This is a genomic window from Roseateles depolymerans (genome assembly GCF_003387155.1).
Taxonomy (GTDB): domain Bacteria; phylum Pseudomonadota; class Gammaproteobacteria; order Burkholderiales; family Burkholderiaceae_C; genus Roseateles; species Roseateles depolymerans.
Genome location: NZ_QUMT01000003.1, coordinates 413,120 through 438,221, shown reverse-complemented (window position 1 = coordinate 438,221; position 25,102 = coordinate 413,120). Strand labels below are relative to the sequence as shown.

Genomic DNA, 25,102 nt, shown 5'->3' with positions numbered 1-25,102 from the left:
CTTCCTCCGGGGTGAGCGCCAGAGCGCAGGCAGAGCCTGGCCCCGGGCTCCCGTGGGGGAGTCCGTCTGCCGACGTCGGCGTTCAGGTGTCGAGGTGAATTACTGCGGCTTGACGAAGCCGGCCGCCTTGTAGGCCGCTTCGATGGTGGCCTTGCCCACGCGGCCTTCCATGTCCTTATGCACCGACATCAGGGCCAGCTTCCACTCGTTCACTTCCGCCGGCGTCAGCGTGTAGATGGTGGTCTTGCCGCTGGCGCGGATCTTCTCCAGCGCCTGCTGGTTCTCGGTGGCCGCAATGGCGTTGGCATAGACCGTCGCGTCCTTGACGCTGCTGTCCACCACCGCACGCAGGTCGGCCGGCAGGCCGTCATAGAACTTCTTGTTGATGATCAGCGCATACGCCAGGTGGCCGTGGTTGCTGAGCGTGGTGTGCTTCTGCACTTCATAGGTCTTCTGGGTGTAGAAGTTGGACGGCACGCCCTCGGTGCCATCCACCACGCCGGACTGCAGCGCCTGGTAGAGCTCGGAGAAGGCCATCACCTGCGGGATCGCGCCCAGGGCCCGCATCTGTGCGTCCAGCACCTTGGAGCTCTGGATGCGCATCTTCAGGCCCTTGAAGTCCGCCACATGGTGCAGCGGCTTGTTGGCGCTCATGATGTGGAAGCCGTTGTCCCAGAAGGCCAGGCCCTTGATGCCCTTGGGCTCGAGCTTCTTGAACAGCTCCATGCCCAGGGTCTGGGTGGTGTTGCGGAAGGCGGCGTCGTCCTTGAAGAGGAAGGGCAGGTCAAAGACCTCGAATTCCTTCACGCCCAGCGGGCCGAACTTGGCCAGGGACGGGGCCAGCATCTGCACCGAGCCCAGTTGCAGGGCTTCCAGCTCTTCCTTGTCCTTGTAGAGCTGGCTGTTGGGATAGACCTCCACCTTCAGGCGGCCCTTGCTGCGCTCTTCCACCAGCTCCTTGAAACGCTGGGCGCCCTTGCCCTTGGGCGTGTCCGGCGCCACCACGTGGCTCAGCTTGATGACGATGGGCGCCTGGGCGAGTGCACCCAGACCGGTGGACAGACCGGCGACCGCCACGGCGGCGGACAGCAACAGGCGGCGGGGGAAGGCAGCGGACATGGAGGTCTCCTGATGGGCTTCTGATCTTGTGGGCCAGGCAGCAGGGCGGGGACGGAGGTCCCAGACCTTGCCTTGCATGCGGCGGATTGTGAAAACCGCGGTCGATGCCGGCCAGTTGTGGACTTCCACATCCACCGCGTTTTGGACCGTGCATCGCCCGCTGCCGCTGGCCTCGGGGCTCTAGACTGCGGGCATGCGCATGCTTGTTCCCGGATTCGAAGCCCTGCGGCGTGCCAGTTGGGTGCTGCCCTTGCTGCTGGCGCTGGCCTTTGCCGCGTCGGTGGCCGGCTGGCTGCGTCACAGCGACGCCCGGGACCTTGAAGAAGAGCGGCTGACCCTGATTGCCGACACCCTGTCGCTCGAAGCTCGCATCAGCGACTGGCTCACTGCCGAGCATGCGGTGGTGGACCGGCTGGCGCTGCAACTGCCGCGCCGCGTGGACGACCAGTTCCTGCTCAACCATCCGGATGTGGCCGAAGGACTTCGCCGCCTGTGGGTGGGCGTGACGGTGCTGGATGCCAACAACCGGGTGGTGGCCCATGTGCCGCACTTCGTGCCTCAGGCGACCCCGCCGCGGGAGCGGACCGGCGTGAGCCTGGACGACGGCGGCGTCACCGCCCACTGGAGCGCCGACCGGCCAGGCGGCGGACGGCTGATCGTGCGTTTCGCCCCCACCGCCTTGCTGCGCCAGACCGTGCCCTGGTGGTTGTCCCAGAAATACGACGTGCGTCTGGTCGATGCACTGGGCCAACGTCTGGCGCAGACCGGGAGCGACGAAGCCCAGGCCGGCACGCAGGGCTATCGCATCAGCATGGATCCGGCCATGCGCGAGACCTGGCTGGAGCTCAACACGCGCGAGCGTCATGTGCCCTGGTGGACAACGCTTGCAGGCCCGCTGATGGCCGTGTTCATCGTGCTGTCGGCCTTGGCCAGCGTCATGCTGCGTCGGCAGATGCGGGAAGTGCGCCGCGCCGAGGGCGAGGCGCGGACCGAGGCTGCCTGGCGCCGCGCGGTGGAAGATTCACTGACCGTCGGCCTGCGCGGGCGGGATTTGGAAGGGCGCGTCACCCACGTCAACCGCGCCTTCTGCGACCTGGTGGGCTACAGCGCTGAAGACCTGCTCGGCAGCCTGCCGCCCATGCCCTACTGGCTGCCCGACGACATGGAAGACAGCCTGCGCCGGCACCGCCGCAACATGGCCGGCGGGGCGCCCCGCGAGGGCTATGAAGCGCGCTGGCTGCGCAGTGACGGGCGCATCGTCGAGGTCATGATCTTTGAAGCGCCGCTGGTGGACGCGGCTGGCCGTCAGATCGGCTGGATGGGGTCGATCGTGGACATCAGCGCCCGCAAGCTGGCGGAAGAGCGGGAACGCCGCCAGACCGAGGCACTGGCCCATCAAGCCCGGCTGAGCACCCTGGGCGAAGTGGCCTCGGCGCTGGCCCATCAACTGAACCAGCCCCTGGCGGCCATCACCGGCTACAACGCCGGCGCGCTGCGCATCCTGGAGCGCACAGGTCCGCCGGACGACATGGTGATGGAAGCCTTGCGGCGGCTGGGTGAGCAGGCCACGGAGGCGGGCCGCATCGTGCAGCGCATCCGTGCCTTCCTGACGCGGCGGGCGCCGCAGCCGGAGGTCTGCACCATGGCCGACATCGTCGCCCGGGTGCTGGCGCTGCTCAAGCGCGACCTGCGCAACCTTCGGGTGGAGCAGGCGCTGCCTGCGGATCTGCCGCCGGTGAATGCGGATGCGGTGTTGATCGAACAGGTGCTGATCAACCTGATCCGCAATGCCGCCGATGAATTGCAGGCACGGCCGCAGCCGGCGCCGCGCCCCCACATCCGCATCAGCGCGATGCTGGTCGGCCAGCGCTTTGTGCGGGTGGATGTCGACGACAACGGACCGGGCCTGCAAGGGCGCGGCATCGAGCAGCTCACCACCGCGTTTTATTCCACCAAGCCCGACGGCATGGGCATGGGGCTGGCCATCTGCCGATCGGTGATCGAGGCCCACCATGGCGGCATGGAGGCGGGCACCAGCGCGCTCGGCGGCGCACGCCTGAGCTTCACGTTGCCGCTGGCGGAGCAGGGGCCGCGCGCGTCGGTGCCTCAAGACACGAGACAGGAGAACACCCCATGACCGACATTGCCTCGACCGTGCATCTGGTGGACGACGAAGCCGCCGTGCGGGACGCCTTGGCCTTCCTGATGCGCTCCCATGGGCTCAAGGTCAGCACCCATGCCAGCGGGCCGGAGCTGCTGGACGCGCTGGAGAAGGAGCCGGACCCGATGGGCTGCATCGTGCTGGATGTGCGCATGGAGCCGCTGTCCGGACTGCAGGTGCAGGATGAGCTGATGCGCCGCGGGGTGAAGCTGCCGGTGATTTTCCTGAGCGGCCACGGCGACATTCCGATGGCGGTGGACGCCATGCAGAAAGGCGCGATCGACTTCGTGGAGAAGCCCTTCAACGATCAGGCGCTGGTGAACAAGGTGCAACGGGCGCTGGCCCTGGACACCCATCGCCACCGGGAGGCGGTGGCCCATGCCGACGCGGCGGGCCGCCTGGCAAGCCTCACCGATCGGGAGCGCGAGGTGGCCCTGCGCGTGGCGGCCGGCAAGCTCAACAAGCAGGTGGCGGACGAACTGGGTATTGCCATCCGTACGGTGGAGGTCCACCGTGCCCGCGCCTTCACCAAGCTGGGCCTGCGCTCAGCCGCCGAGCTGGCGACACTGCTGGAGCGGTTTGAGTTGAAGTGATCCGTTGAGCCAGCCGTCGGACGGGCGCAAAGCGCCGCGCCAGGACGGTCGAGATCGGTCCAGGCGGACCTTCGCTCAAGCGCTCAAGCGCCCCGCACCACCAGGGACACGTTGCTCCCACCGAAGGCGAACGAGTTGGAGACGATCGCGCGTCCCGGTGCCAGGTCGCGGGGGCTGCCCTCGATGAGATCGACGATCTCCCGCAGCGGACTGTGGCGCACATGGGCGCTCACCGGCAAGCGACCCCGGCGCAGGGCCTGGACGCAGGCCACCAGCTCCAGCGCTCCACCGGCGCCGATCAGGTGCCCGTGCAGCGCTTTAGTCGCGCTCACTGGCACGCCCCGCGCACCAAACACACGGGCCAGGCTTTCCGCCTCCACCGCATCGCCCACCTCGGTGGCGGTGCCATGGGCATTCACATAACCGATCTGATCCGGTGCCAGACCCGCATCGGCCAGTGCCGCCCGCAGGGCCCGTTCCTGTCCGTCCGCATCCGGCCGCGACAGATGCACCGCATCCACGCTATGCCCATAACCGGCCAGCACGGCAAGCGCCGACGCGCCGCGTGCGCGGGCGTGGGACGCCGTCTCGAGCACCAGCGCCGCCGCTCCTTCGCCCAGCACCAGTCCGCGCCGCTGGTCGTCGAACGGGCGGCAGCTCTGCGACGGATCGTCCGCATCCGGCGGCGCCATCACGCCCATGGCCTGCCAGGCCATCACCGAGCCCGGATTCAGCATCGCCTCCGACCCGCCCGCCAGCACCACATCCGCCCGGCCCTGCCGCATCAGCAGCAGTGCTTCGCCCAGCGCCTGGGCCGAGGACGCGCAGGCGTTGGACAGACTCAGCATCGCCGCCCGCAACTGATAGCGCATGGCCAGATGCGAGGCCGCCGAATTGCTCATCACCCGCACCACCGTGTAGGGATGCACCCGCGGCGCCGGTTTCGTCAGCACTTCCGTATAGGACTGCTGCAAGGCGTTGGAGCCCCCCAGACCCGTGCCCCAGGCCACCGCTGCACGGTCCGGCTGCTGCGCCAGCGCCGGCAGGCCCGACTGCTGCCAGGCCTGCGCCGCGGCCTGCAGCGCCATCAGGCTGTGCCGGTCGTAGAGATTGCGCTGTGCCGGCGGCATTTCCTGCCCCAGCGGCGTCTCGATCGAGGCCGCCGCGAAGGGCATCAGCCCCCGCTCCGGATCGCCCGCATGCAGCCGCACGCCGGAGACCCCCGATTCCAGCGCGTCGGCGAGGGAGTCCGCATCCGGGCCGAGCGCACTGCAGGCGCCGATGCCGGTGATCCATATTTCTTCTCCGCTCATGACCATGCCTGTGCCGTTGCCGTCGTGTGTTTGCCGCTGGCGTTGGCAGGGTCAGGCCGCCGCCACAGTGGCCGGGGCGGTGCTCACCGGCGTGGCCGCCAGCAGGCTGTCCACCAGCGTGGCCAGTCCCGCCAGGGTGGGGGTCTTCATGGCCGTGTCGTGGTCGATCTGGATGAGATAGTGGTCTTCGACCGCGAACATGAAATCCACCAGCATCAGCGAGTCCAGGCCGAGGTCGGCGAAGGTGGCGTGGCTGTCGAGGTCGGACTCCTGCAGGCCCAGTTCGCGGCAGGCCAGTTGGCGCAGGGATTCAAGCGTGTTGCTCATGGAAGGTCTCTTCGGTGAGGTTGTGGCGATGCGCCAGGGGGGACAGGTGCGAGATCGGATGCGCCAGCAGGCTGGCGCTCACGGGCACCCGGCTCAGGAGAAAGTCGCGGGCCGCATGGGCGACCGCGCTGCGTTCGTTGTCCAGCGTCAGCATGTGATAGCTGTGGTGGAACCAGTGGACCTCGATCTGCTCGGGTCGTGTGCCCAGGCGGCTCTGCAGCTCATGCACCGAGCGCGGACCGCTGACGTCGTCCTCGCTGGCATGCAGGATCAGCGTGGGGGCCTGGATCTGGGGCAGGCCGGCGCGGACGAAGCGGATCATCCGGCTCGCTTGATAGAGCGCCGCGGCGGACAAGGTGTCCGCACCGGCGGCGGAGACATGCTCGGACGCCATGGCCTGTGCCACCCAGGCCCGCAGCCGCTCGTTCTTGATGCCGTAGGGCTCGCGCTCCCGGAAGCTGAGCCACTGGCGCAGCGGCGGCACGAAGGCCAGCGGCAGCAGGCGGCGCCAGGGGGAGACATTCCAGCCGTCGTAGTGCAGTGAGGTGGAGAGCAGCAGTTGGGCCGCCACCGGACGCCGCAGCGACACGGCCAGCGCCAGCACCGAGCCCATGGACAGCCCACCCACCACCACCTGCTCATGGCGGGCCGCCAGCGCGTCGAAGTGCTGCAGCGCCAGCGCCAGCCAGTCCTCGAAACGTGTGACAGGGGCTTTCTCGCCCTGGGTTTCCTTCTCGGTCGAGACCCCATACCCTGCCAGGGCGGGAGCGTCCACCACATAGCCGGCGGTCCGCAGGGTGCGGGCCAGCGGCATCAGCTCCAGCGGATTGGCGCACAGGCCATGCAGCAGCAGGACGGCGGGGCGCGGATCCCGCTGCGCGCTGGGGCGCGGCGTTTCCACAGCTTTCAGACCGGCGGTCGTCGGGACGGATGCCGGGGAGGGCGGCATGCCGGAGGACCCATCGCTCGACATGTCGGACACTGCATCCCGTGCAGCACCAGACACGGCACCCGACGACACGCCGGCTGAAAGCGGAGAATTGAGTGAAGCAACCATGTCCGGCAGTCTGGCGGGGGTCGCTGTTGCGTACTTGTCGCCAAGCTTGCAGAAAGCTGTCCGCGCCGTTGCCCTCAGGTTTCTGCAAGCCTGGTGGATGACCGCTGCAAGACAGCGGGTTTATGCTGATCACCATGCGCATCCTGTTGGTCGAAGACGATGAATTCCTGGCCGAATCCACGGCCCGGGCGCTCCGGTCCCAGTCCTGGGTCGTGGATGTGACCGGCCGTGGGGAACCGGTCCCCCTGTCCCTGCGTGAGGACCGGTATGACCTGCTGATCCTCGACATCGGCCTGGCCGGCATCGACGGCTTCGAGACGCTGCGCCGGGTGCGCGCCCAGGGCAGCACCGTGCCGGTGTTGCTGCTCACCGCCCGCGACGCGGTGGAAGACCGGGTGCGCGGCCTGGAAGGCGGGGCGGACGACTATCTGGTCAAGCCATTCGCCCTGAGCGAACTCATCGCCCGCGCTCGTGCCCTGGTGCGGCGCAGCCAGGCCCGCTCCGGCAATGAACTGCAGCTGGGCTCCCTGCGCATGGATCTGGAAGCTCGCCGGGCCTTTGTGTCGGACGAGCCGCTGGCCCTGTCCGCCCGGGAATGGGACGTGCTGGGCTTCCTGCTGGCCCGTGCCGGCAAGGTGGTGGCCAAGGAGCAGATCGGCTCGGCCAGCAATGGCTGGGAGCAGGGCGTCAGTGACAACGCCATTGAAGTCTGCGTCTCGCGGCTTCGCGCCAAGATCGAGCCGGCCGGCCTGCAATTGCGCACGGTGCGAGGGCTGGGCTACCTGCTGGAAGAAGTGCAGCCTGCGCGTCGATGACGAGCCCCAGCCCCAGCCCTGACGCCTCGGCTCCGGCTCCGGCTCCGGCCCCGGAGCGCCGCTCCCGCCTCAGCCTCAAGCAGCAACTCCTGCTCTGGCTGATGGTGCCGGTGCTGGTGGCGGTGCCGGTAGCTGGCGCCGTGCTCTACCGCGTGATGCACGACACCGCCATCTCCTGGCTGGACCAGTCGCTGGGCGATACCGCGCTAGCGGTGGCCAGCCTGATCCACGACCGGGACGGACAGATCTATGTGGACGTGTCCGGCCCCACCGACAGCGCCCTGCGCTTTGACCGCACCGACAGCGTCTATTACCTAGTGCTGGATCCGGACGGCCGGGTGCTGCACGGGGACGCGTCCCTCAGGGGCCTGAAACTGCCGCACCGCGCCGCCGGGGAGTGGTACTTCACCATCGCCACGCTCAACGGTGAGTCGCTGCGGGTGGCTGCGCTGGGGTCGGCCTGCCGCTTTGCGCAGTCCTGCCAGATCCTGGTGGCCGAGACGCTGCACAAGCGCGACGCGTTGCAGCGTCAGTTGCTGGCGGTGGTGAGCCTGCTGATCGGCGGCATGGCGGTGCTGCTGGCGGCGGCCGGCTGGTGGGCCACCCATCAGGGCCTGCGTCCGCTGGCCCGCCTGAGCGCCGAGCTGGAGCGCCGCGACCTGGGCCGGCTGGAACCGCTGGCGGCCGAGGTGCCGGGTGAACTTCAGCCCTTGATCGCCGCCTTCAACCGGCTGTTCGAGCGCCTTCGCCGCGCCTCCTCCGCGCAGCAGGACTTCCTGGCCAATGCAGCCCATCAGCTGCGCACGCCACTGACCTCGCTGCGCACCGAAATCGACCTGGCCCTGCTGGAGCCGCACGACCCGCAGGTGGAGCCGCTGCTCAAGCGGCTGCAGAAATCGGTGGACCGCAGTGCGCGCCTGGCGCAGCAGATGCTGTCGATTGCCCGCGCCGAGGCCGAACCCCAGCAGCGCGAGTCGCCGCTGGACCTGCGCGACATTGCCGCGCAGGTGGCCGAGGACTGGGTGCCCCGTGCGCTGGAAACCGGCATGGACCTGGGGTTCGAGCTCAGTGAAGCGCCGGTGCTGGGGCAGGGCTTCCTGCTGCGGGAGCTGCTGGAGAACCTGCTGCACAACAGCCTGAACTACGCGGGACCGGCCGCCCGCATCACCGTGCGCACCGGCGCGCGGGACGACTGGGCCTACCTGGAGGTGGAGGACAACGGCCCCGGCATAGCGCCGCAGGACCGGCCGCTGGCGCTGCAGCGCTTCCAGCGCGGCAGTGAGGCCAAGGCCACTGGCAGCGGCCTGGGGCTGGCGATTGCGGTGGACATTGCCCAGCGTCATGCCGGGCGGCTGGAGCTGCTGGATGCCACCAGCGGCCAGGGCCTGCGGGTGCGGCTCAGCGTGCCTCGCCGCGGCTGAACGCCGGCTTGAAGCTCAAAGTCAGGCGGCGCTGAGCACCGCCAGCTTGTTGCCGTTCGGCTCGGCGGTGGGCGGCTGCGCCTCGTCCGTGTTGCCCCTCTTCGCATCGCAGCTGGCAATCAGCTGCTTCTGCCACACCGTGTGACGGGCAAACAACTCCGCCACCCAGTCCACAAACACGCGCAGCTTGGTGCTCAGATGCCGGTTGGGCGGATACACCACATACAGCGGCAGCGGGTCCGACTCCCATTCGCAGAGGAAGGGGACCAGCTCGCCCGCGTCGATGTGCGGCTTGATCATGAAGTAGGGCGCCTGGATCACGCCCAGCCCGGTCAGGCCGGCGGTCATGTAGGCATTGCCGTCGTTGACCGACACCTGGTAGCGCCCATACACCTCATAGCGCTGGCCGTTCTTGCTGTAGTCGAAGGGGAAGCGCTTGCCCGTGCGGGCGGAGAAGTAACTCACCACGAAGTGCTGGTCCGATTCCAGGTCCAGCGGATGCTGCGGAATGCCGTGGCGGCGGATGTATTCCGGAGACGCGCAGCAGCCGTAGCCCCAGTCGCCGATGCGCCGGGCCACCAGGGACTGGTCGCTGATCTCGCCGCCGCGCACCACGCAGTCGATGTTGTCGCTGATCAGGTCCACCGGTCGGTCCGACACGCCCAGGTCGATCTGAATGTCCGGATGTTTTGCATAAAACTCCGGAAGTGCCGGGATGATCAGCATCCGCGCCACGGACGAGGCCACATCCACCCGGATGCGCCCTCGCGGCGCCGCACGTGCGTGCGACACGGAGCCTTCCAGTTCCTCGATGTCCGACAGCAGCCGCGTCACGCGGTCGTAATAAGCCGCGCCGTCCGGCGTGACGCTCACCCGCCGGGTGGTGCGGTTCAGCAGCTTGACCTTGAGATGGTCCTCCAGCGACTGGATCAGCCGGGTGACGGCCGTCTTGGGCAGGTCCAGGGATTCGGCGGCCTTGGTGAAGGTGCCGGCTTCCACGACCCGTGCAAAGGCCTGCATGGCATTGAGCTTGTCCATCTGACGTTCCTCTTGCTGTTTCCGCAACGGCGCCCAGCCGTGGTCATCTTCCCAGGACGCGCGCGCGAGGTCGCCATCCTGCCGCAGTCATTGTTTCGCCGGCGAAATATTGATTCGCGAAGGCGGCCATTTATCTCTGCGGGCTGAATCTCTAAATTTCGCTGCATTGCAACATGTTTGCCTGCCCCTTGTCTGTGCAGGCCTTTGCTGTCCCCGCAGCAATTCCACGATTCCCAAGGATTCCTCCACCATGCAAGCCCTGCCGTTGACCGCTTGTCACGACGATCTGCTGCCCGCCGGCGACGGCGTCATGCCGGTGCGCGTGTACAAGGCCGCCAATCGCCGTCCGCAGGCGCCGGTGGTGCTGCATCTGCATGGCGGGGCCTTCACCAGCGGCTCGCTGGACAACGGCGCGATGGTCTCGCAACTGCTGGCTGAGGCCGGCGCCGTGGTGGTGGATGTGGACTATCCCACCGGCGTGGACAAAGTCTTCCCGACTGCGCTCAAGGCCCTGGATGCGTTGCTGCAAGGCCTCTACAAGTCTCGCGGCCGTCTCTCGGGCCGCACCAGCCCGGTGTTGGTGGCCGGTGAAGAAGCCGGCGGCAACCTGGCCGCGGCGCTGGCCCTGATGGCGCGCGACCAGGGGCACGGCAAGCTGGCCGGCCAGATCCTGCTGGGCCCGATGCTCAACCCCTGCCTGGGCACCGCTTCCCTGCGCCGCGCCGAGGCCGGTGATGGGGAATGCCGCTGGACCCACGGCTGGCGCGCCTACCTCGGTGAATGCGAAGAGGGCGACCATCCCTATGCAGCGCCGGCCTGCACCCAGCGCCTGGCAGGCCTGGCGCCCGCACTGGTGCTGAGCACCGACGACGACCCGATGCGCGACGAGACCGTGGCCTATGCCCGGGCCTTGCACCGCGCCGGCGTGGCGGTGCAACAGACCATCCTGCCCGGCCCCACCGGCTGGCCCGCCAGTCTGATGCGCCTGCCCTCGCTGGAGCTGCTGCAGCCGCCTTGGGTGAAGGCGCTCCGCCAGCGACTGTTCGACTTCCTGCACACCCTCCCGCCGCTGGGGTCCTCACGCGGCACTCGTCCTCAACCGTCCTGAGGAGCTGCGTTCATGCCCCGACCGCTGAAGCCGACACGATCCCGGCGATGTCCGCCGCCTCGCATCTCCAGTCTGACCTTCGAATCCTGCCTCATCCAGAACCGTCCCGAATCCACGGAGTCACAACAATGAAACACCTGCTCAGCCGCCAGCGTCCGCTGGCCATTACCGCCACTTCCATCACCGCCGTGGCCGCCGTGCTGGCCGCCGCTGTCGTCGGCCTGCACAGCCAGCAGGCGGAAGCCAATCCGCCGGCTGCTGCGCCGCAGGCGATCCCGGTGTCAGTGGCCACCGTCACCAGCCAGGACGTCGCTGCCTGGGAAGAGTTCTCCGGCCGCCTGGAAGCGGTGGAACGTGTGGATGTGCGCTCCCGCGTGGCGGGGGCGGTGCAGTCGGTCCACTTCCGTGAAGGTTCGCTGGTCAAGGCCGGTGAGCTGCTGATCACCATCGACCCGGCGCCCTTCCAGGCCGAGGTGGACCGTGCCGAAGCCCAGGTGCTCGCGGCGCAGGCCCGTGTCAGCTACACCAAGAGTGAACTGGAGCGCTCCAACCGCCTGTGGAGCGAGCACGCCATTGCCCAGCGGGAGCTGGACGAGCGCAGCAATGCCGCCCGTGAAGCCGATGCCAATCTGCGTGCGGCCCAGGCTGCGCTGCAGTCGGCCCGTCTGAACCTGGGCTACACCCAGGTGCGCGCCCCGGTGGCCGGCCGTGTCGGCCGCATCGAGGTGACCCAGGGCAACCTGGTGGCCGCAGGCCCGGGCGCGCCCGTGCTGACCACGCTGGTCTCCGTCAGCCCGATCTACGCCAGCTTCGATGCCGACGAGCGCACGGTGGCCCGCGCCCTGGCCGACCTGCCCGGCGGTGCTGGCGCCCGCAGCCAACTGGACAAGGTGCCGGTGCAGATCGGAACGTCCGCAACGGCCGACACGCCCTACAACGGCCGCCTGCAACTGGTGGACAACCAGGTCGACGCCCGCAGCGGCACGGTGCGCGTGCGCGCCGTGCTGGACAACAAGGACGGCGCGCTGATGCCGGGCCAGTTCGCCCGCATCCGCCTGGGCCAGTCCAAGAGCCGTCCGGCGCTGCTGGTGAATGAACGGGCCGTGGGCACCGACCAGAACAAGCGGTTCGTGATGGTGGTGAACAAGGACAACACCCTGGCCTATCGCGAAGTGCAGCTCGGCGCCAGCGTCGATGGCCTGCGCATCGTCAACGCGGGCCTGCAGGCCAATGAGCGGGTGGTCGTCAACGGTCTGCAGCGCGTGCGCCCCGGCGCCCTGGTGCAGCCGCAGATGGTGCCGATGAACGCCAAGGCGGAATTGCAAGCCCGGGACGGCGCGTCCAAGGCCGACAAGTCCTGATCTGACAGCCGCAAACGTCTCCAACGCACCGGTTCCGGCCGGTGCGAGGGGCTCGCTTTCGCCGCTGATCCATTCCGCTGTCTAGAAAGACTGCCATGAATCTCTCCAAATTCTTCATCGACCGCCCGATCTTCGCGGGTGTGTTGTCGGTGCTGATCTTTGTCGCCGGCCTGCTCGCGCTCCGCGTGCTGCCGGTCTCCGAATATCCGGAAGTCGTGCCACCGCAGGTGGTGGTGCGGGCGCAATATCCGGGCGCCAATCCGAAGGTGATCGCCGAAGCCGTGGCCACGCCGCTGGAAGAGGCCATCAACGGGGTGGAAGGCATGCTCTACATGGGCAGCCAGGCCAACACCGACGGCAACATGACGCTGACCGTGACCTTCAAGCTGGGCACCGACCCGGACAAGGCCCAGCAGCTGGTGCAGAACCGGGTGTCGCAGGCCGAGCCGCGCCTGCCGGAAGAAGTGCGCCGGCTCGGGCTGACCACGGTGAAGAGCAGCCCCGACCTGACCATGGTGGTCCACCTGCTGTCGCCCAATGACCGTTACGACATGACCTACCTGCGCAACTACGCAGTGCTCAATGTCAAGGACCGTCTGGCGCGGATCGCCGGCGTGGGCCAGGTGCAGCTGTTCGGCTCCGGCGACTACTCCATGCGCGTCTGGCTGGACCCGCAGAAGGTGGCCGAGCACGGCCTGAGCGCCAACGACGTGGTGCAGGCCATCCGTGAGCAGAACGTGCAGGCTGCCGCCGGTGTGGTGGGCGCATCGCCCGGCCTGCAGGGCATCGACCTGCAACTGCCGGTCAACGCCCAGGGCCGCCTCAAGAACGAGGACGAGTTCGGCGACATCATCGTCAAGACCGGTGCCAATGGCCAGGTGACGCGTCTGCGCGACCTGGGCCGCATCGAGCTGGGCGCTGCTGAATACGCGCTGCGCTCGCTGCTGGACAACAAGTCCGCCGTCGCCATCCCCATCTTCCAGGCGCCGGGCTCCAACGCCATCGAGATCTCCAACAACGTGCGTGCCACGATGGCGGAGCTGAAGAAGACCATGCCGGAAGGCGTGAGCTATGAGATCGTCTACGACCCGACGCAGTTCGTGCGGGCCTCGATTGAATCGGTGGTCCACACCCTGCTGGAAGCGGTGGCCCTGGTGGTGCTGGTGGTGATCCTGTTCCTGCAGACCTGGCGCGCCTCCATCATTCCGCTGCTGGCCGTGCCGGTGTCGATCATCGGCACCTTCGCGGTGATGCATGCCTTCGGCTTCTCGATCAACGCACTGTCGCTGTTCGGCCTGGTGCTGGCCATCGGTATCGTGGTGGACGACGCCATCGTGGTGGTAGAGAACGTCGAGCGCAACATCGAGGCGGGCCTGAGTCCGCGGGCGGCGACCTATCGCGCCATGAAGGAAGTGTCCGGCCCGATCATCGCCATCGCCCTGGTGCTGGTGGCCGTGTTCGTGCCGCTGGCCTTCATCACCGGCCTGACCGGCCAGTTCTATCGCCAGTTCGCGCTGACGATCGCCATGTCCACCGTGATCTCCGCGGTGAACTCGCTGACCCTGTCGCCGGCCCTGGCCGCCATGCTGCTCAAGGGCCACGATGAACCCAAGGACTGGCTGACCCGCGGCATGGACCGCGTGCTGGGCCGCTTCTTCGGCGGCTTCAACCGCCTGTTCAATCGCGGCGCCAAGGCCTACAGCGGCGGCGTGACCCGCGTGATCGGCCGCAAGGCGATCATGCTGGTGATCTATGCCGCGCTGGTGGCCTTGACCGTGGGCCTGTTCAAGGCCGTCCCGGGCGGCTTCGTTCCGGCGCAGGACAAGCAGTACCTCATCGGCTTTGCGCAGCTGCCGGACGGTGCCACGCTGGACCGCACCGAAGACGTCATCCGCCGCATGAGCGACATCGCCATCAAGACGCCGGGCGTGGACCACGCCGTGTCGTTCCCGGGCCTGTCGATCAACGGCTTCACCAACAGCTCCAACTCCGGCATCGTCTTCGCCACGCTCAAGCCGTTTGATGAGCGGACTGGCAAGGGCATGTCGGCCGGCGAGATCGCTGGCAATCTGAATGCGCAGTTCGGTGGAAAGATCGAAGACGCGTTCGTGGTGATGTTCCCGCCCCCGCCGGTGCAGGGCCTGGGCACGACCGGTGGCTTCAAGCTGCAGCTGGAAGACCGCGGCGGCCTGGGCTACGAAGCGCTGGACGGCGCCGTCAAGGCCTTCATGGCCAAGGCGTCGCAGGCGCCGGAGCTGGCCGGTCTCTTCACCAGCTACCAGGTGAACGTGCCGCAGCTGTATGCCGACCTGGACCGTACCAAGGCCCGTCAACTGGGCGTGGCCGTGACCGACGTGTTCGACACCATGCAGATCTACCTCGGTAGCCTGTATGTGAACGACTTCAACAAGTTCGGCCGCACCTACACCGTGCGGGTGCAGGCGGATGCGCCGTTCCGGGCGCGTGCGGAAGACATCGGCCAGCTCAAGGTGCGTTCCAACACCGGTGAGATGGTGCCCCTGTCCGCACTGATGAAGATCGAGCCGAGCTTCGGCCCCGAGCGTGCGATGCGCTACAACGGTTTCCTGTCCGCCGACATCAACGGCGGCCCGGCCCCCGGTTTCTCGACCGGCCAGGCGCAGGATGCCATCGCCCGCATTGCCGCCGAGACGCTGCCCCCGGGCATCAGCTATGAGTGGACCGAGCTGACCTATCAGGAAATCCTGGCCGGCAATTCCGCGCTGTGGGTCTTCCCGCTGGCCATCCTGCTGGTGTTCCTGGTGCTGGCCGCCCAGTACGAAAGCCTGGCGCTGCCGGTGGCCATCATCCTGATCGTGCCGATGGGTCTGCTGGCGGCGATGACCGGCGTGTGGCTCAGCCATGGGGACAACAACGTCTTCACGCAGATCGGTTTGATCGTGCTGGTGGGCTTGTCTGCAAAGAACGCGATCCTGATCGTGGAGTTCGCCCGGGAGCTGGAGTTTGCGGGACGCACCCCGCTGCAGGCCGCGATCGAAGCGAGCCGGCTGCGTCTGCGCCCGATCCTGATGACCTCGATGGCCTTCGTGATGGGCGTGCTGCCTCTGGTGCTGGCCCACGGTGCCGGCGCCGAGATGCGCAATGCGATGGGCGTGGCGGTGTTCGCCGGGATGATCGGCGTGACGGCCTTCGGTCTGTTCCTGACGCCGGTGTTCTATGTCCTGATGCGTCGCCTGTCGGGCAACCGTCCGCTCAAGCAGCATGGAGATCATCTGGAAGCCTTTGCCCAGCCTGAACAGGGCGCGGGCCATGACTTCGGGGGCGGTGCGGGTGCCAAGCCGCATCCGGCAGCGCCTCGCCATGACCATGAGTGACGTGAGCCGCTTCGCAGACCAACAAGGATTTGTGCCATGAAACTGATGATGACCACGCTGCTGGCGGCCCTGGTGCTGGCCGGTTGCGCCACCCCGCCGCCGATCGATGAATCGCGCCTGCCCGCCACGCCCACCGCCTTCAAGGCCGGGCAGGACAGCGCCGCCGTGGCGGACGGCCGCTGGGCGGTGGTGCCGCCGGCCGATGCCGAGCCGCGCGGCGATTGGTGGCTGGCGTTCGCGGATGCCCAGCTCAACGACCTGGAGCAGCGCGCGCTGCGCAACAACACCGACCTGCAGTCGGCGGCCGCTCGCCTGGCCCAGGCGCGGGCCCTGTCGCGCAGCGCCGATGCGGACCGCCTGCCGCAGGTCGGCGCCAATGCCGGCGCCTACCGCGGCACCACGGCCGGGCAGGGACCTGCCGTGACGCCGCTGTACCGCGCCGGCCTGTCGGCCAGCTGGGAGGCGGACCTGTCGGGTCGCCTGTCCCAGGCCAGCCGTGCCGCGCGACTGGACACCCAGGCCCGCGAGGCCCTGCTGCAGAGCACGCGGCTGATGGTGCAGGCGGACGTGGCGCAGACCTATCTGTCGCTGCGCTTCACCGACCAGGAGCGCCGTCTGGTGCGCGACACGGTGGCCGCCTATCGCGAGACGCTGGCCTTGACGCAGCGCCGCTATCAGGCCGGCGATGTGGCGGAGCTGGACCTGGCGCGGGTGCAGGCGGAGGTGGCCTCCACCGAGGCGGAAGCGGTGGCCCTGGACCGTCGCCGCGCACAGCTGGAAAACGCGCTGGCCGTGCTGCTGGGCGAGCCGGCCTCCGGCTTCAGCTTGCCCGAGACGCAGGACCTGTCGGCCTTGCCGGCAATTCCGGCCGGCCTGCCCAGCGCAGTGCTGGCCCGGCGTCCGGACGTGGCCGCAGCGCAGCGCAGCCTGCTGGCAGCGCAGGCTCGCGTGGGCGTGGCCCAGGCCGCCTGGTTCCCCAGCCTGACGCTGACGGCCACGGGTGGTTATGCCTCGCCCGAGCTGAGCGATGTGTTCAAGTGGTCGGCACGCGCCTGGTCGGTGGATGCACTGCTGTCGCTGCCGCTGTTTGACGGCGGCCGTCGCAAGGCCGGCATCGAGTCGGCCCAGGCCGGGCTGGATCTGGCCATGGCTGACTACCGGCAGCAACTGCTGCAGGCGCTGCGGGAAGTGGAAGACAGCCTGAGCGGTCTGCAACTGCTGTCGCGCCAGGCGGAGGTTCAGGCGCAGGCGGTGGCGTCCGCGTCACGCGCCACGGCGCTGTCGGACTCGCGTTATCGCAACGGCTTCATCAGCCAGCTGGACCTGCTCGATGCCCGTCGCAGCGAGCTGCGCAACCGCCGTGTGGCACTGCAGGTGCAAGCCGAGCAGTACCAGGCCACGGTGGGGCTGGTGCGTGCCCTGGGCGGCGGCTGGACGCCGGCGGGCTGATGGCCTGACATCTCCGCTTGTTTTGTGCAGGACTCCTGGGGTGGGCCAACGCCCCAGGGATGTATTGGCGCCGACTGCCCCGGGACTTCCCGCGGCGCTCGGCGCCTTTTTTGCGAGTGAAGCGGGTGGGATGCGTCAGGTCTTCGACAGCTCGTACTTGATGTCCGACGGATCCAACGCAATCACGCTGCCAATCGTTCGGACCCAGATGCGCTGGTCTTTCTCACCAATCAGGGTGCCCTGCATCTCCAGCTCGAAGCGCGGGGAGATGAAGGCGGACTTCAGGATGACCGGACGCTCCGCGGCGATCGCTGCGGGCTGCTCCTCGGCGATGTGCTTGAGCAGCGCGGCATAGGCCGCCACACTGGCCGATTGAAGTTGCGCCAACGAGGCCGGGGAGAGGGTGGACAACTGCTCGAGGGTGTACTTGCCAGGCAACTGGTACTGATAACGCCGGTTCCACTTGGCCTGTCCCTCGGTGCCCTCGAACATGATCACCGAAGACACTTGGAGGGTCGTTTCGCTGGTCTTGGACACCAGCAGGAACGGCGAAACCTTCACGTCGCCCGGTGTGGCCGCGATCCGCAGTGGCGAATCCGTGGCCAACTGCGCCTCCTGCAGCGCCGCCTTGGGGTCCACGTTCAGCTTGCCCTTGAGTTTTGCGACATCGCTGTCGGTGACGCTCTGGATCATCTTGACGTTAGCCAGCACGCCGAGTGGGCCCAGCAGAAGTCCCAGGCCGGCTCCGCCGCCGCCCTGGTTCTGGAAGTAGATCACCGACTGGTCGCTGTCCAGAGGCTGCTGCATGTGGCTGGTGGCACCGACCGCTTCGATCTTTGCCAGGCCGTAGCTCTGGGTCAATGCGGACGCTGGCCGTGCAGCCTGCATTTGCGGGGGGGTGGAGGCGCAGCCGATGAGGGCCGTGGAAACGATGGCCACGAAAGCCGAATGGATCAATCGCATGGGGATGCCGCTGGGCGAATTCAGGGTGAATCGACGGACGGTTGCTGACGGACACCGTCCAAAAGCGCGGTATGTTCCCATCGGTCATGCGCGCAACGCGTCATGAGGAACCCTGGTCCCCCCAATGCGAGGGGGTAGTACTGGCAACGGTGCCAGCGTCCGGGCCACCCGCAGCGGCGCTCCTTCTGCGTTCAGTCGGCACCCATTCCTGGGTCATGCGGGGTCGCTCGCGGCTCAGGCGGGAATCTTCCGGCTTTGGCGCTCCCACACCGCCAAGGCCACCAGCACCAGGCAGGCCACTGCGCTGGTCAGAACCGTCGGCCACGCCGCAGCCCACAGACCGGTGAGCGCCAGCAGGCCCACCGCCACGGCATGCGACCAGGGCCATCGTCCCAGGACCGACCACTTGAAAAGTCCGACCCCCAGGATGTAGAGCCCGAACCCGCCCAGCACACACACGGCCGTGCGCAGCGGGGTCTCGCCCATCGGATGCGCCAGGACGAATTCGTCGCCCGCCGCATTCACGATGATGCCGGCCACGATGGGCAGATGCAGGTAGGTGTAGCTCAAGCGCGCCAGGCGGCCGGGGTCGTCGCTGTGGGCGATGCGGCCGGTGGCCAGGTCGTTGGTGGTGTCGAAATACAGCCACCACAGGGCCAGGCTGCCGGCAAAGGCCACCAGGAAGGCCAGGGCGGTGTCGGGCGTGATGGCGTGCTCCGAAAACGTGGCCCCTGTCACCAGCAAGGATTCGCCCAGCGCAATGATGACGAAGAGCGCGCAGCGTTCCGCCAGGTGCCCGCCGGAGACCGTCCAGTCGGTGGATGCGGACCGTCCCAGCCCGGGCACGACGAACCCCAGCGACGGCCCGATGAACTCCAGCCCCAGCGCCGCCATCCAGCAGGCCACTCGCCACTGCGGCATCACAGCCCCGCAGATCCACAGCACCCCGCTGCTGGCCAGCCAGGCCAGAATGCGCTGGAAGTTCCGCAGCAGCCCGGCGCTGCCCCTCGCCGCCCACAGAAAAAACAGCGTACGCCCCACCTGGATACCGACATAGCTGCCGGCAAACATCAGCGCACGCCCATCGAAAGCGTCGGGAATCGCGCCGGACATCAGCAGCCCCAGCAGCATGAACACAAAGAGGCAGGCTCGTACGGGAATCGCCTCCGGATCGAGCCAGTTCGTGACCCAGGAGGTGAAGACCCAGACCCACCAGACCGCCAGCATCAGGAACAGGGTCTGCAGCACGCCGGCCAGCGTGAAGTGGCCAATCAGCCGGTGCGAGAGCTGGGTGACGGCAAACACGAACACCAGGTCGAAAAACAGCTCGGCAAAGCTGACTTTGGCATGGCCGTCAGGATCGGGGGCGCGCAGCAGGGAGCGGCGATGTCGGGTTGGGGCGTGCATGAGCGGGACTGTAGGAAGCCCGGGCCACGGGCGCGTCTGCCATTGGGGCGATGCCGTGCGGCCTGAATGCTGTCTGGCAACGCGCCCGCGTGCGAGGCAGCGGCTGAATCGGCCGTCATTCCGACTGAGGGTCTGACCTTGACGTGCTGCAATGCGGCCCAAGGATAATCAGCGCCGCCTGACGCACCGCGACCCCTGATCCCTCCGCTGCTCTTCTTGCCGAACGCATGCCGACCATCCCCCTGCCCGCCCTCCCACCATCCCGTCTGAGTCGCGGCGTCAGCTGGCTGATGGTGTCCCTGGCGGCGATGGCGGTGCTGTGCGCGCTGCTGGCCTGGCGCGCGCATGCCACGGTGACCCACCTGCAGCGCTCCGAGCGGATCGGCCACACCCTGCCGCAACTGCACCGGGTGATGGAGGACCTGCTCAATGCCGAAACCGGCCTGCGCGGCTATCTGCTCACCCAGAAGGGCAGTGCCCTGCAACCCTATCGCGAAGCGGTCAGCGGGCTGGAGCAGCGGCTGGATGATCTGGTGCAGCTGAGCCCCGATCCGATGCAGGGCCCGCGGCTGGCCCGCGTCCGCGAACTGGCCCTGATCCGGCTGCGGGACATGTCCCAGCTGCTGCGTCTGCACGACAGCGGCCAGCATGACGAGGCCCTGGAGCGGGTGATGGGCAGCCCCGCGCAGATGGATGAGCTGCGCGACCTGCTGGGGGAGTTGCGCGCGGACCTCGCCGCCGAACAGGCCAGCATCAACAACCGATTGCAGGGCGATGCCAGCCAGGGCGAATGGCTGCTGCTGGGCGGGCTGGGCACCTTGACGCTGTTCACCGCCATTGCGGTGACACAGGTCATCACCCGCACCCGCACGGCGGAGCGTTCCCAGCAGCGTCTGCGAGACATCGCCGACCATGTGCCGGCCCTCATCGGCCATTTCGACCGCCAGGGGCGCCTGCTGTTCGCCAATGCGGAAGCGGGACGGGTGTTTGGCTTCCAGACGGAGACCGCGGTCGGGCGGTCCATTGCGGACCTGCACACGCCGGAAGGCGCCGCGGCCATGCAGCCGCAGATGGACCGGGTGCTGGCTGGCGAGACGGTTGAGTTCGATGCACGCGTGTGCGTGGACGGCCAGTGGCGCCACTTCCACCAATGTCTGGTGCCGGACCGGGCGGCGGCGGGGGTGACCCGCGGGTTCTATGCCGTGTCGATGGACATCACCGAGCGCCGTCGGGACGAGATCCGCGTGGCCCAGAGTGAAAAGCGCTTGAAGGCGGTGACGGACAACCTGCCGATCGCGCTGGGCTATATCGATGCCGAGCAGCGCCTGCGCTATGCCAATGAGACGGTGCGCACCTTCCTCAACGTGGACCTGGACGATGCCCTCGGCAAGACGCTGGAGACGCTGCTGGGCCCGGAGCAATACACCCAGCGGCGTGTGCATCTGGCGCTGGGGCTGCAAGGGGAGCGGGTGGAATTCGACACCACCTCCGTGCACCTGGGGCGCAAGCGGCATTTCCGCAGCGTGTATGTGCCGGATGTGGGGGATGGCGGCGCGGTCGTGGGCCTGTTCCTGCTGTCGATCGACATCACGCCGATGAAGCAGGCCGAGGCGCAACTGGCGCAGTGGGCCAGTGCGGATGCGCTGACCGGTCTGCCCAACCGCCGCGAGCTGGACCAGGCGCTGGAGCAGGCCCTGCTGCGGCAACGCCGGCTGGCCCGGGAGGGCCGCGCGATGGCGGTGCTGTTCCTGGACGTGGACCATTTCAAGACCATCAACGACTCCTACGGCCATGCGGTCGGAGATGAGGTGCTCAAGGCCTTTGCCCAGTGCCTGCGCCATACGGTGCGGGCCAGCGACGTCGTGGCGCGGCTGGCCGGGGACGAGTTCGTGGCGGTGCTGGAAGGGCTCAACAGCCCGGACGAGGCAGCCGGCGTGGCGGCCAAGATCATCGAGGCGGTGGCCCACCAGCCGCTGGCCGGCCTGAGCGTGACCACCAGCATTGGCGTGGCCACGCTGGAGGAACCCGAGATGTCGGCGCGGGACCTGATGGTCCTCGCCGACCGGGCGCTCTATCAGGCCAAGCGCGCCGGCCGCAACGGGTTTGCCGTGCTGCACGGGCCGGGGCTGGACAGCCGCCGCTAGCCTCCCGACTCCCTCAAAGGCGGGGCGATATGGGGGCGACGACCCCCCAATTTCAAGATCTTGAAGAACCGCTGCTGCGTCCAAAACTGGGATGCATGGCGGTCATCCCGGCCGCCGAACGACACCCACTGTCCATCAGGAGGCCCCATGTACCAACGTCTGTTCGCCCGTGACCTGTTCAACGACCTCGAGCGCCTGCAGCGCGAGGTCAGCCAGGCTTTTGATGTGTCTTCCAGCATCCGTGGCCAGGGCCGCGGCGGTTATCCGGCACTGAATGTCGGCCTGTCCCCCGAAGCCGTGGAGGTGTATGCCTTTGCACCGGGCCTGGACCCCGCCAGCATCAGCGTGGACCTGGACCGCGGCGTGCTCAGCCTGTCCGGCGAGCGGGCCTCCCAGACTGCCGCCAAGCCTGAAAACGCAGGCGCATCGGGAGCATCGGTCGCTGCCAGCGACGCCCGCAGCATCGTTCATCAGAACGAGCGCTTCAGCGGCAGTTTCCGCCGCGTGGTCAGCCTGCCCGATGACATCGATCCGGACCAGGTGCAGGCCCGCTACCGCGATGGCGTGCTGCGCGTGACCATCAAGCGCCGCGCCGCCGTCCAGCCGCGCCGCATCGACATCCATTGAGCACGCCTTCGGCGATCTCCCTCCACCGTCTTCAGCCAAGAGTACCCATCATGAGCACGCAAGCCGTTCAAGCCTCGACCTCCGCTTCCGCTGCCGCCTCTGCGGCCGTCCACCCGGCCGTGGTCGGCCAGATGACGCCCGCCGCCGTCGAAGGCGCCGCCACCGCGCCCGCCAGCACCCCGACTGCCGCATCCGCATCGGCATCGTCCTCCACCGCCCGTTCGCGCACGGGGTCCAGCCGCCAGCGTGACGACCTCGCTCTGGTGCCGCCCGTGGATGTGATCGAAGACCCGCAAGGCATCACGCTGTATGCCGACCTGCCGGGCGTGCCGCGCGACCTGCTCAACCTGCGGGTGGATGGCGACCAGCTGATCATCGAAGCCGAGATGCGCCTGGACATGCCCGAGGGCCTGCGCGCCGGCCATGCCGAGGTGACCCGTCAGCACTACCGACGCGTCTTCACCCTCAGCAAGGAACTGGACGCCGAGCAGATCAGCGCCGAGCTGACCCACGGCGTGCTGCAGGTGCGGCTGCCCAAGGCGGCCCATGCGCAGCCGCGCAAGATCCAGGTGAACCTGGGCTGAGTCTCCAGCGGCTCACTCGCCGCTGAGGCTGTTCTGCACCGACTCGGTGGACGGGTCGGCGCCCATGGCCACCAGCGCGGCTTCGGCCGCCTGGCCGGCCCGGGCGGCATCGTCCATGCTGACCTGCAGGCGGCGCCGCATCCAGGGCCGCAGGTCCTGCATCGGGCCGACGTCCGGCAGCAGGCTCCAGTCCTGCAGCAACTGCAGGGTGTGGGGCACCGGCTCACGGCCTTCCAGCGCGCGCTGCAGGCGCAGCGCGTGGGGCGGCAGTTCCGCCAGCGCCTCGGGGCCGAGTTCCGCGGCACGTCGCATCAGCGTCTGGCGCATCATCGACAGATGCGCCATGAGGCGATAGCCGTGGTCCAGCACCGTGCTCAGCTCCTGCAGCGGCGGGCGCACCCGGCGCGGCTCGGACTGGCTGCGCTGCAGGGCGGCGGACAGGGCGGCCAGCGCGTCATACGCCTGGCGCCGGGCCAGCCGCTGGCTGAGCGCGCCGGCGGGTGTCAGCTCGGCGGTCATCGCCTGCTTCACGTAGAGCTGCAAGGCACTGCGGGCCCGCTTGAGCGAGCGGGGCAGGTGGCGCCGCTCCCAGGCCGGCAGCACATAGCTGAAGGCCCAGGCCAGGGCCGCACCCAGCACCGTGTCCGCCAGCCGCTCGACCGCGGCCACGCCGTGGGTGGTGTCGGCCAGATGGGCCTGCAGCAGCGCCATCACGGTGGCCGCGATGGCGGTGACCAGGTAGCGGCGGGTGATGAAGGCATGGGCAATGCCCACCGCCACCTGCAGCACCACCGTCCACAAGGTCAGGTTGGGCACCATCGTCAGCAGCAGGATCAGGCCGCAGCCAATGGCCGTGCCCAGCACCCGCATGTTGCGACGCGCCAAAGTCTGGTCGAGCGTGCCGCGCAGCACCACCGCGACCGACAGCACCAGCCAGTGCGGATGGGAGGCCCAGGGCAACGCCAGGGCGATGTAGTAGGCGCTGGAGAGCGCCAGCATGCTGCGCAGCGCGTGGCGCAGCACCGGGGAGTCCAGCCGCCACTGGGCCTTGAGTAGGCTGATGGGCCAGCCTTCCGGCGTGAGGAACTGGTTGAGCTGCACCTGGTCCAGCGGCAGCGGCGGCAGGGGCTGGTCCGGGTCCAGGGCCTGAGCAATGGCCAGCACTTCGCCGTCCAGATGCGTCAGCCGGTCGTGCAGCAAGGCCTGCAGGCGGGCGCGCGGGTCTTGGGCCGATACCGACGGCCAGGCGATCGGCGCCAGCACCAGCGAGCGCGGCGCTTCGTCGTTCAGCAGGGCCAGGCGACAGGTTTCCAGCGCCTGGGTGAGCGACGCCAGGCGCTGCACCAGGGACTGGCGCAACTGCTGGCCGATCGGGTCCTCACCGATCAGCTCCAGGTCCAGCCGGCTGGCCAGCATCAGGTCCCGCAGTTCGATCACATGCAGCAGCACGGCGACGCTGCGCGGGTCGTCCTGCACATGGGGAAAGATCTGGTCGCGGGTGGACTGCAGCACTTCGGCCAATTGCGCTTCGTTGCCCAGCCAGTCCTGCATGGCATGGGCGGCACCGCCGCTGCCCAGCAGCTCGGCCCGCGCCTGCAGCAACTGGGCCAGGCCGCGCAGGGCCTCGGCCAGGGCCAGCCGCCGGAAGCGTCGCTGCAGCACGGCGCCGGACAGCCAGGCCCATCCCAGATACAGACCCACGCCCGCGGCGCCACTGGCCACAACCACCGTCAGGGGCAGCGGGGGCCAGGCGAGTGCAAACACCATGGCCAGGATGGGCGCAAACGACACGGCCGCGGCCCGCTGGCCCCAGGCCATCATCAGCGCACTGCCAAAGGCCATGGCGGCCACCAGCGCGCCCATCCAGCCGTGGTGGTTGCGCAGCAGCGGCACGGCCACCACCGCCACCAGGGCCAGCAAACCGCCCAGCGCGACCCGCTTGAAATTACGGCTGAGGCTGCCCGGCAGGTCGGCCAGGCTCGCGCAGATGGCGCAGGCCATGGCCAGTTGCGAGGCAATGTGGGCGTGCTCCGCCGGTGCCAGGTGCGACACCACCAGCTGCACCAGCGCCACTCCCAGTGCGACTGTCAGCCCGTTCCACCAGTGCACCGGCCATTGCCGCCAGCGGCCCAGCAGCCACGACAGCGAGCGGTCGGCGGCGCCGGGCAGGGCCACGAGTCCGCGCTGCCGGCGCGGACCCATCGGGCCCGTGGGGGTCGGAGGGCCGGACCGGCCGGACGTACGACCGCGCGGTCCGGCGGG

General features: G+C 68.5%; 19 protein-coding genes. 11 read left to right on the top strand and 8 right to left on the bottom strand.

What is annotated here, in order from left to right; genetic code table 11:
- Nucleotides 1-99: 99 nt before the first annotated feature.
- A complete protein-coding gene (locus DES44_RS15730; RefSeq protein ID WP_058933788.1) occupies nucleotides 100-1,119 on the bottom strand; it encodes a TRAP transporter substrate-binding protein in 1,020 nt (339 codons plus the stop codon).
- 193 nt (nucleotides 1,120-1,312) lie between these two features.
- On the opposite strand from DES44_RS15730, the gene DES44_RS15725 reads away from it, so the two are divergent.
- Together DES44_RS15725 and DES44_RS15720 are read left to right on the top strand one after the other, a co-directional pair.
- The gene (locus DES44_RS15725) at nucleotides 1,313-3,256 is read left to right on the top strand and encodes a sensor histidine kinase (protein WP_058933789.1); all 1,944 of its coding nucleotides are present in this window, start codon (nucleotides 1,313-1,315) and stop codon (nucleotides 3,254-3,256) included.
- Entirely contained in the window at nucleotides 3,253-3,873 is a 621-nt protein-coding gene (locus DES44_RS15720; RefSeq protein ID WP_058933790.1) for a response regulator transcription factor, read from the top strand. Before DES44_RS15725 ends, DES44_RS15720 begins: the two co-directional genes overlap by 4 nt.
- A gap of 83 nt (nucleotides 3,874-3,956) precedes the next feature.
- Here the strand turns inward: DES44_RS15720 and DES44_RS15715 are convergent, their stop codons facing one another.
- From DES44_RS15715 to DES44_RS15705, 3 genes are read right to left on the bottom strand one after another with little or no spacing between them, the layout of a single operon-like run.
- The gene (locus DES44_RS15715) at nucleotides 3,957-5,186 is read right to left on the bottom strand and encodes a beta-ketoacyl-[acyl-carrier-protein] synthase family protein (RefSeq protein ID WP_058933791.1); all 1,230 of its coding nucleotides are present in this window, start codon (nucleotides 5,184-5,186) and stop codon (nucleotides 3,957-3,959) included.
- 51 nt (nucleotides 5,187-5,237) lie between these two features.
- Nucleotides 5,238-5,513 carry an acyl carrier protein gene (locus tag DES44_RS15710; protein WP_058933792.1) on the bottom strand — a complete coding sequence of 92 codons (276 nt, stop codon included), beginning with the start codon at nucleotides 5,511-5,513 and terminating at the stop codon, nucleotides 5,238-5,240.
- Nucleotides 5,497-6,486, bottom strand: a complete 990-nt coding sequence (locus DES44_RS15705; RefSeq protein ID WP_058933793.1) for an alpha/beta hydrolase — start codon at nucleotides 6,484-6,486, stop codon at nucleotides 5,497-5,499. Before DES44_RS15705 ends, DES44_RS15710 begins: the two co-directional genes overlap by 17 nt.
- A gap of 206 nt (nucleotides 6,487-6,692) precedes the next feature.
- Here DES44_RS15705 and DES44_RS15700 point away from each other — a divergent pair, with 206 nt between their 5' ends.
- Nucleotides 6,693-7,385: a response regulator gene (locus tag DES44_RS15700; RefSeq protein ID WP_232309920.1), complete on the top strand. Its 693-nt coding sequence runs from the start codon at nucleotides 6,693-6,695 to the stop codon at nucleotides 7,383-7,385.
- Nucleotides 7,382-8,806, top strand: coding sequence for a sensor histidine kinase (locus DES44_RS15695; protein ID WP_058933794.1), 1,425 nt, complete (start codon nucleotides 7,382-7,384; stop codon nucleotides 8,804-8,806). Before DES44_RS15700 ends, DES44_RS15695 begins: the two co-directional genes overlap by 4 nt.
- Before the next feature lie 21 nt (nucleotides 8,807-8,827).
- Here DES44_RS15695 and DES44_RS15690 read toward each other — a convergent pair whose 3' ends face one another.
- Nucleotides 8,828-9,844: a LysR family transcriptional regulator gene (locus DES44_RS15690; protein WP_083525315.1), complete on the bottom strand. Its 1,017-nt coding sequence runs from the start codon at nucleotides 9,842-9,844 to the stop codon at nucleotides 8,828-8,830.
- Nucleotides 9,845-10,094: 250 nt separating this feature from the next.
- Between DES44_RS15690 and DES44_RS15685 the strand changes: the two genes are divergently transcribed.
- The 4 genes from DES44_RS15685 to DES44_RS15670 all read left to right on the top strand — a co-directional run bounded on the left by DES44_RS15685 (nucleotide 10,095) and on the right by DES44_RS15670 (nucleotide 17,115).
- Nucleotides 10,095-10,952: an alpha/beta hydrolase fold domain-containing protein gene (locus DES44_RS15685; protein ID WP_058933795.1), complete on the top strand. Its 858-nt coding sequence runs from the start codon at nucleotides 10,095-10,097 to the stop codon at nucleotides 10,950-10,952.
- 128 nt (nucleotides 10,953-11,080) lie between these two features.
- Entirely contained in the window at nucleotides 11,081-12,313 is a 1,233-nt protein-coding gene (locus DES44_RS15680; protein ID WP_058933796.1) for an efflux RND transporter periplasmic adaptor subunit, read from the top strand.
- A gap of 95 nt (nucleotides 12,314-12,408) precedes the next feature.
- Nucleotides 12,409-15,666, top strand: a complete 3,258-nt coding sequence (locus DES44_RS15675; protein ID WP_058933797.1) for an efflux RND transporter permease subunit — start codon at nucleotides 12,409-12,411, stop codon at nucleotides 15,664-15,666.
- Nucleotides 15,667-15,702: 36 nt separating this feature from the next.
- The gene (locus tag DES44_RS15670) at nucleotides 15,703-17,115 is read left to right on the top strand and encodes an efflux transporter outer membrane subunit (RefSeq protein ID WP_058933798.1); all 1,413 of its coding nucleotides are present in this window, start codon (nucleotides 15,703-15,705) and stop codon (nucleotides 17,113-17,115) included.
- Between the two features lie 135 nt (nucleotides 17,116-17,250).
- Here DES44_RS15670 and DES44_RS15665 read toward each other — a convergent pair whose 3' ends face one another.
- Both DES44_RS15665 and DES44_RS15660 read right to left on the bottom strand, forming a co-directional pair.
- A complete protein-coding gene (locus DES44_RS15665) occupies nucleotides 17,251-18,078 on the bottom strand; it encodes a hypothetical protein (protein ID WP_058933799.1) in 828 nt (275 codons plus the stop codon).
- Between the two features lie 234 nt (nucleotides 18,079-18,312).
- The gene (locus DES44_RS15660) at nucleotides 18,313-19,485 is read right to left on the bottom strand and encodes a low temperature requirement protein A (RefSeq protein ID WP_058933800.1); all 1,173 of its coding nucleotides are present in this window, start codon (nucleotides 19,483-19,485) and stop codon (nucleotides 18,313-18,315) included.
- Between the two features lie 227 nt (nucleotides 19,486-19,712).
- Here DES44_RS15660 and DES44_RS15655 point away from each other — a divergent pair, with 227 nt between their 5' ends.
- The 3 genes from DES44_RS15655 to DES44_RS15645 all read left to right on the top strand — a co-directional run bounded on the left by DES44_RS15655 (nucleotide 19,713) and on the right by DES44_RS15645 (nucleotide 22,840).
- A complete protein-coding gene (locus DES44_RS15655; RefSeq protein ID WP_058933801.1) occupies nucleotides 19,713-21,629 on the top strand; it encodes a diguanylate cyclase domain-containing protein in 1,917 nt (638 codons plus the stop codon).
- Between the two features lie 147 nt (nucleotides 21,630-21,776).
- On the top strand, nucleotides 21,777-22,256 hold the full coding sequence (locus DES44_RS15650; RefSeq protein ID WP_058933802.1) for an Hsp20/alpha crystallin family protein: 480 nt from the start codon (nucleotides 21,777-21,779) through the stop codon (nucleotides 22,254-22,256).
- A 131-nt stretch (nucleotides 22,257-22,387) separates the two neighbouring features.
- Complete coding sequence (locus DES44_RS15645; protein WP_083525990.1) at nucleotides 22,388-22,840, top strand: Hsp20/alpha crystallin family protein; 453 nt, start codon at nucleotides 22,388-22,390, stop codon at nucleotides 22,838-22,840.
- A gap of 12 nt (nucleotides 22,841-22,852) precedes the next feature.
- Here the strand turns inward: DES44_RS15645 and DES44_RS15640 are convergent, their stop codons facing one another.
- Nucleotides 22,853-25,015 (bottom strand): FUSC family protein, encoded by a 2,163-nt coding sequence (locus DES44_RS15640; RefSeq protein WP_211326938.1) that lies wholly within the window; start codon nucleotides 25,013-25,015, stop codon nucleotides 22,853-22,855.
- Between the last annotated feature and the right edge of the window lie 87 nt (nucleotides 25,016-25,102).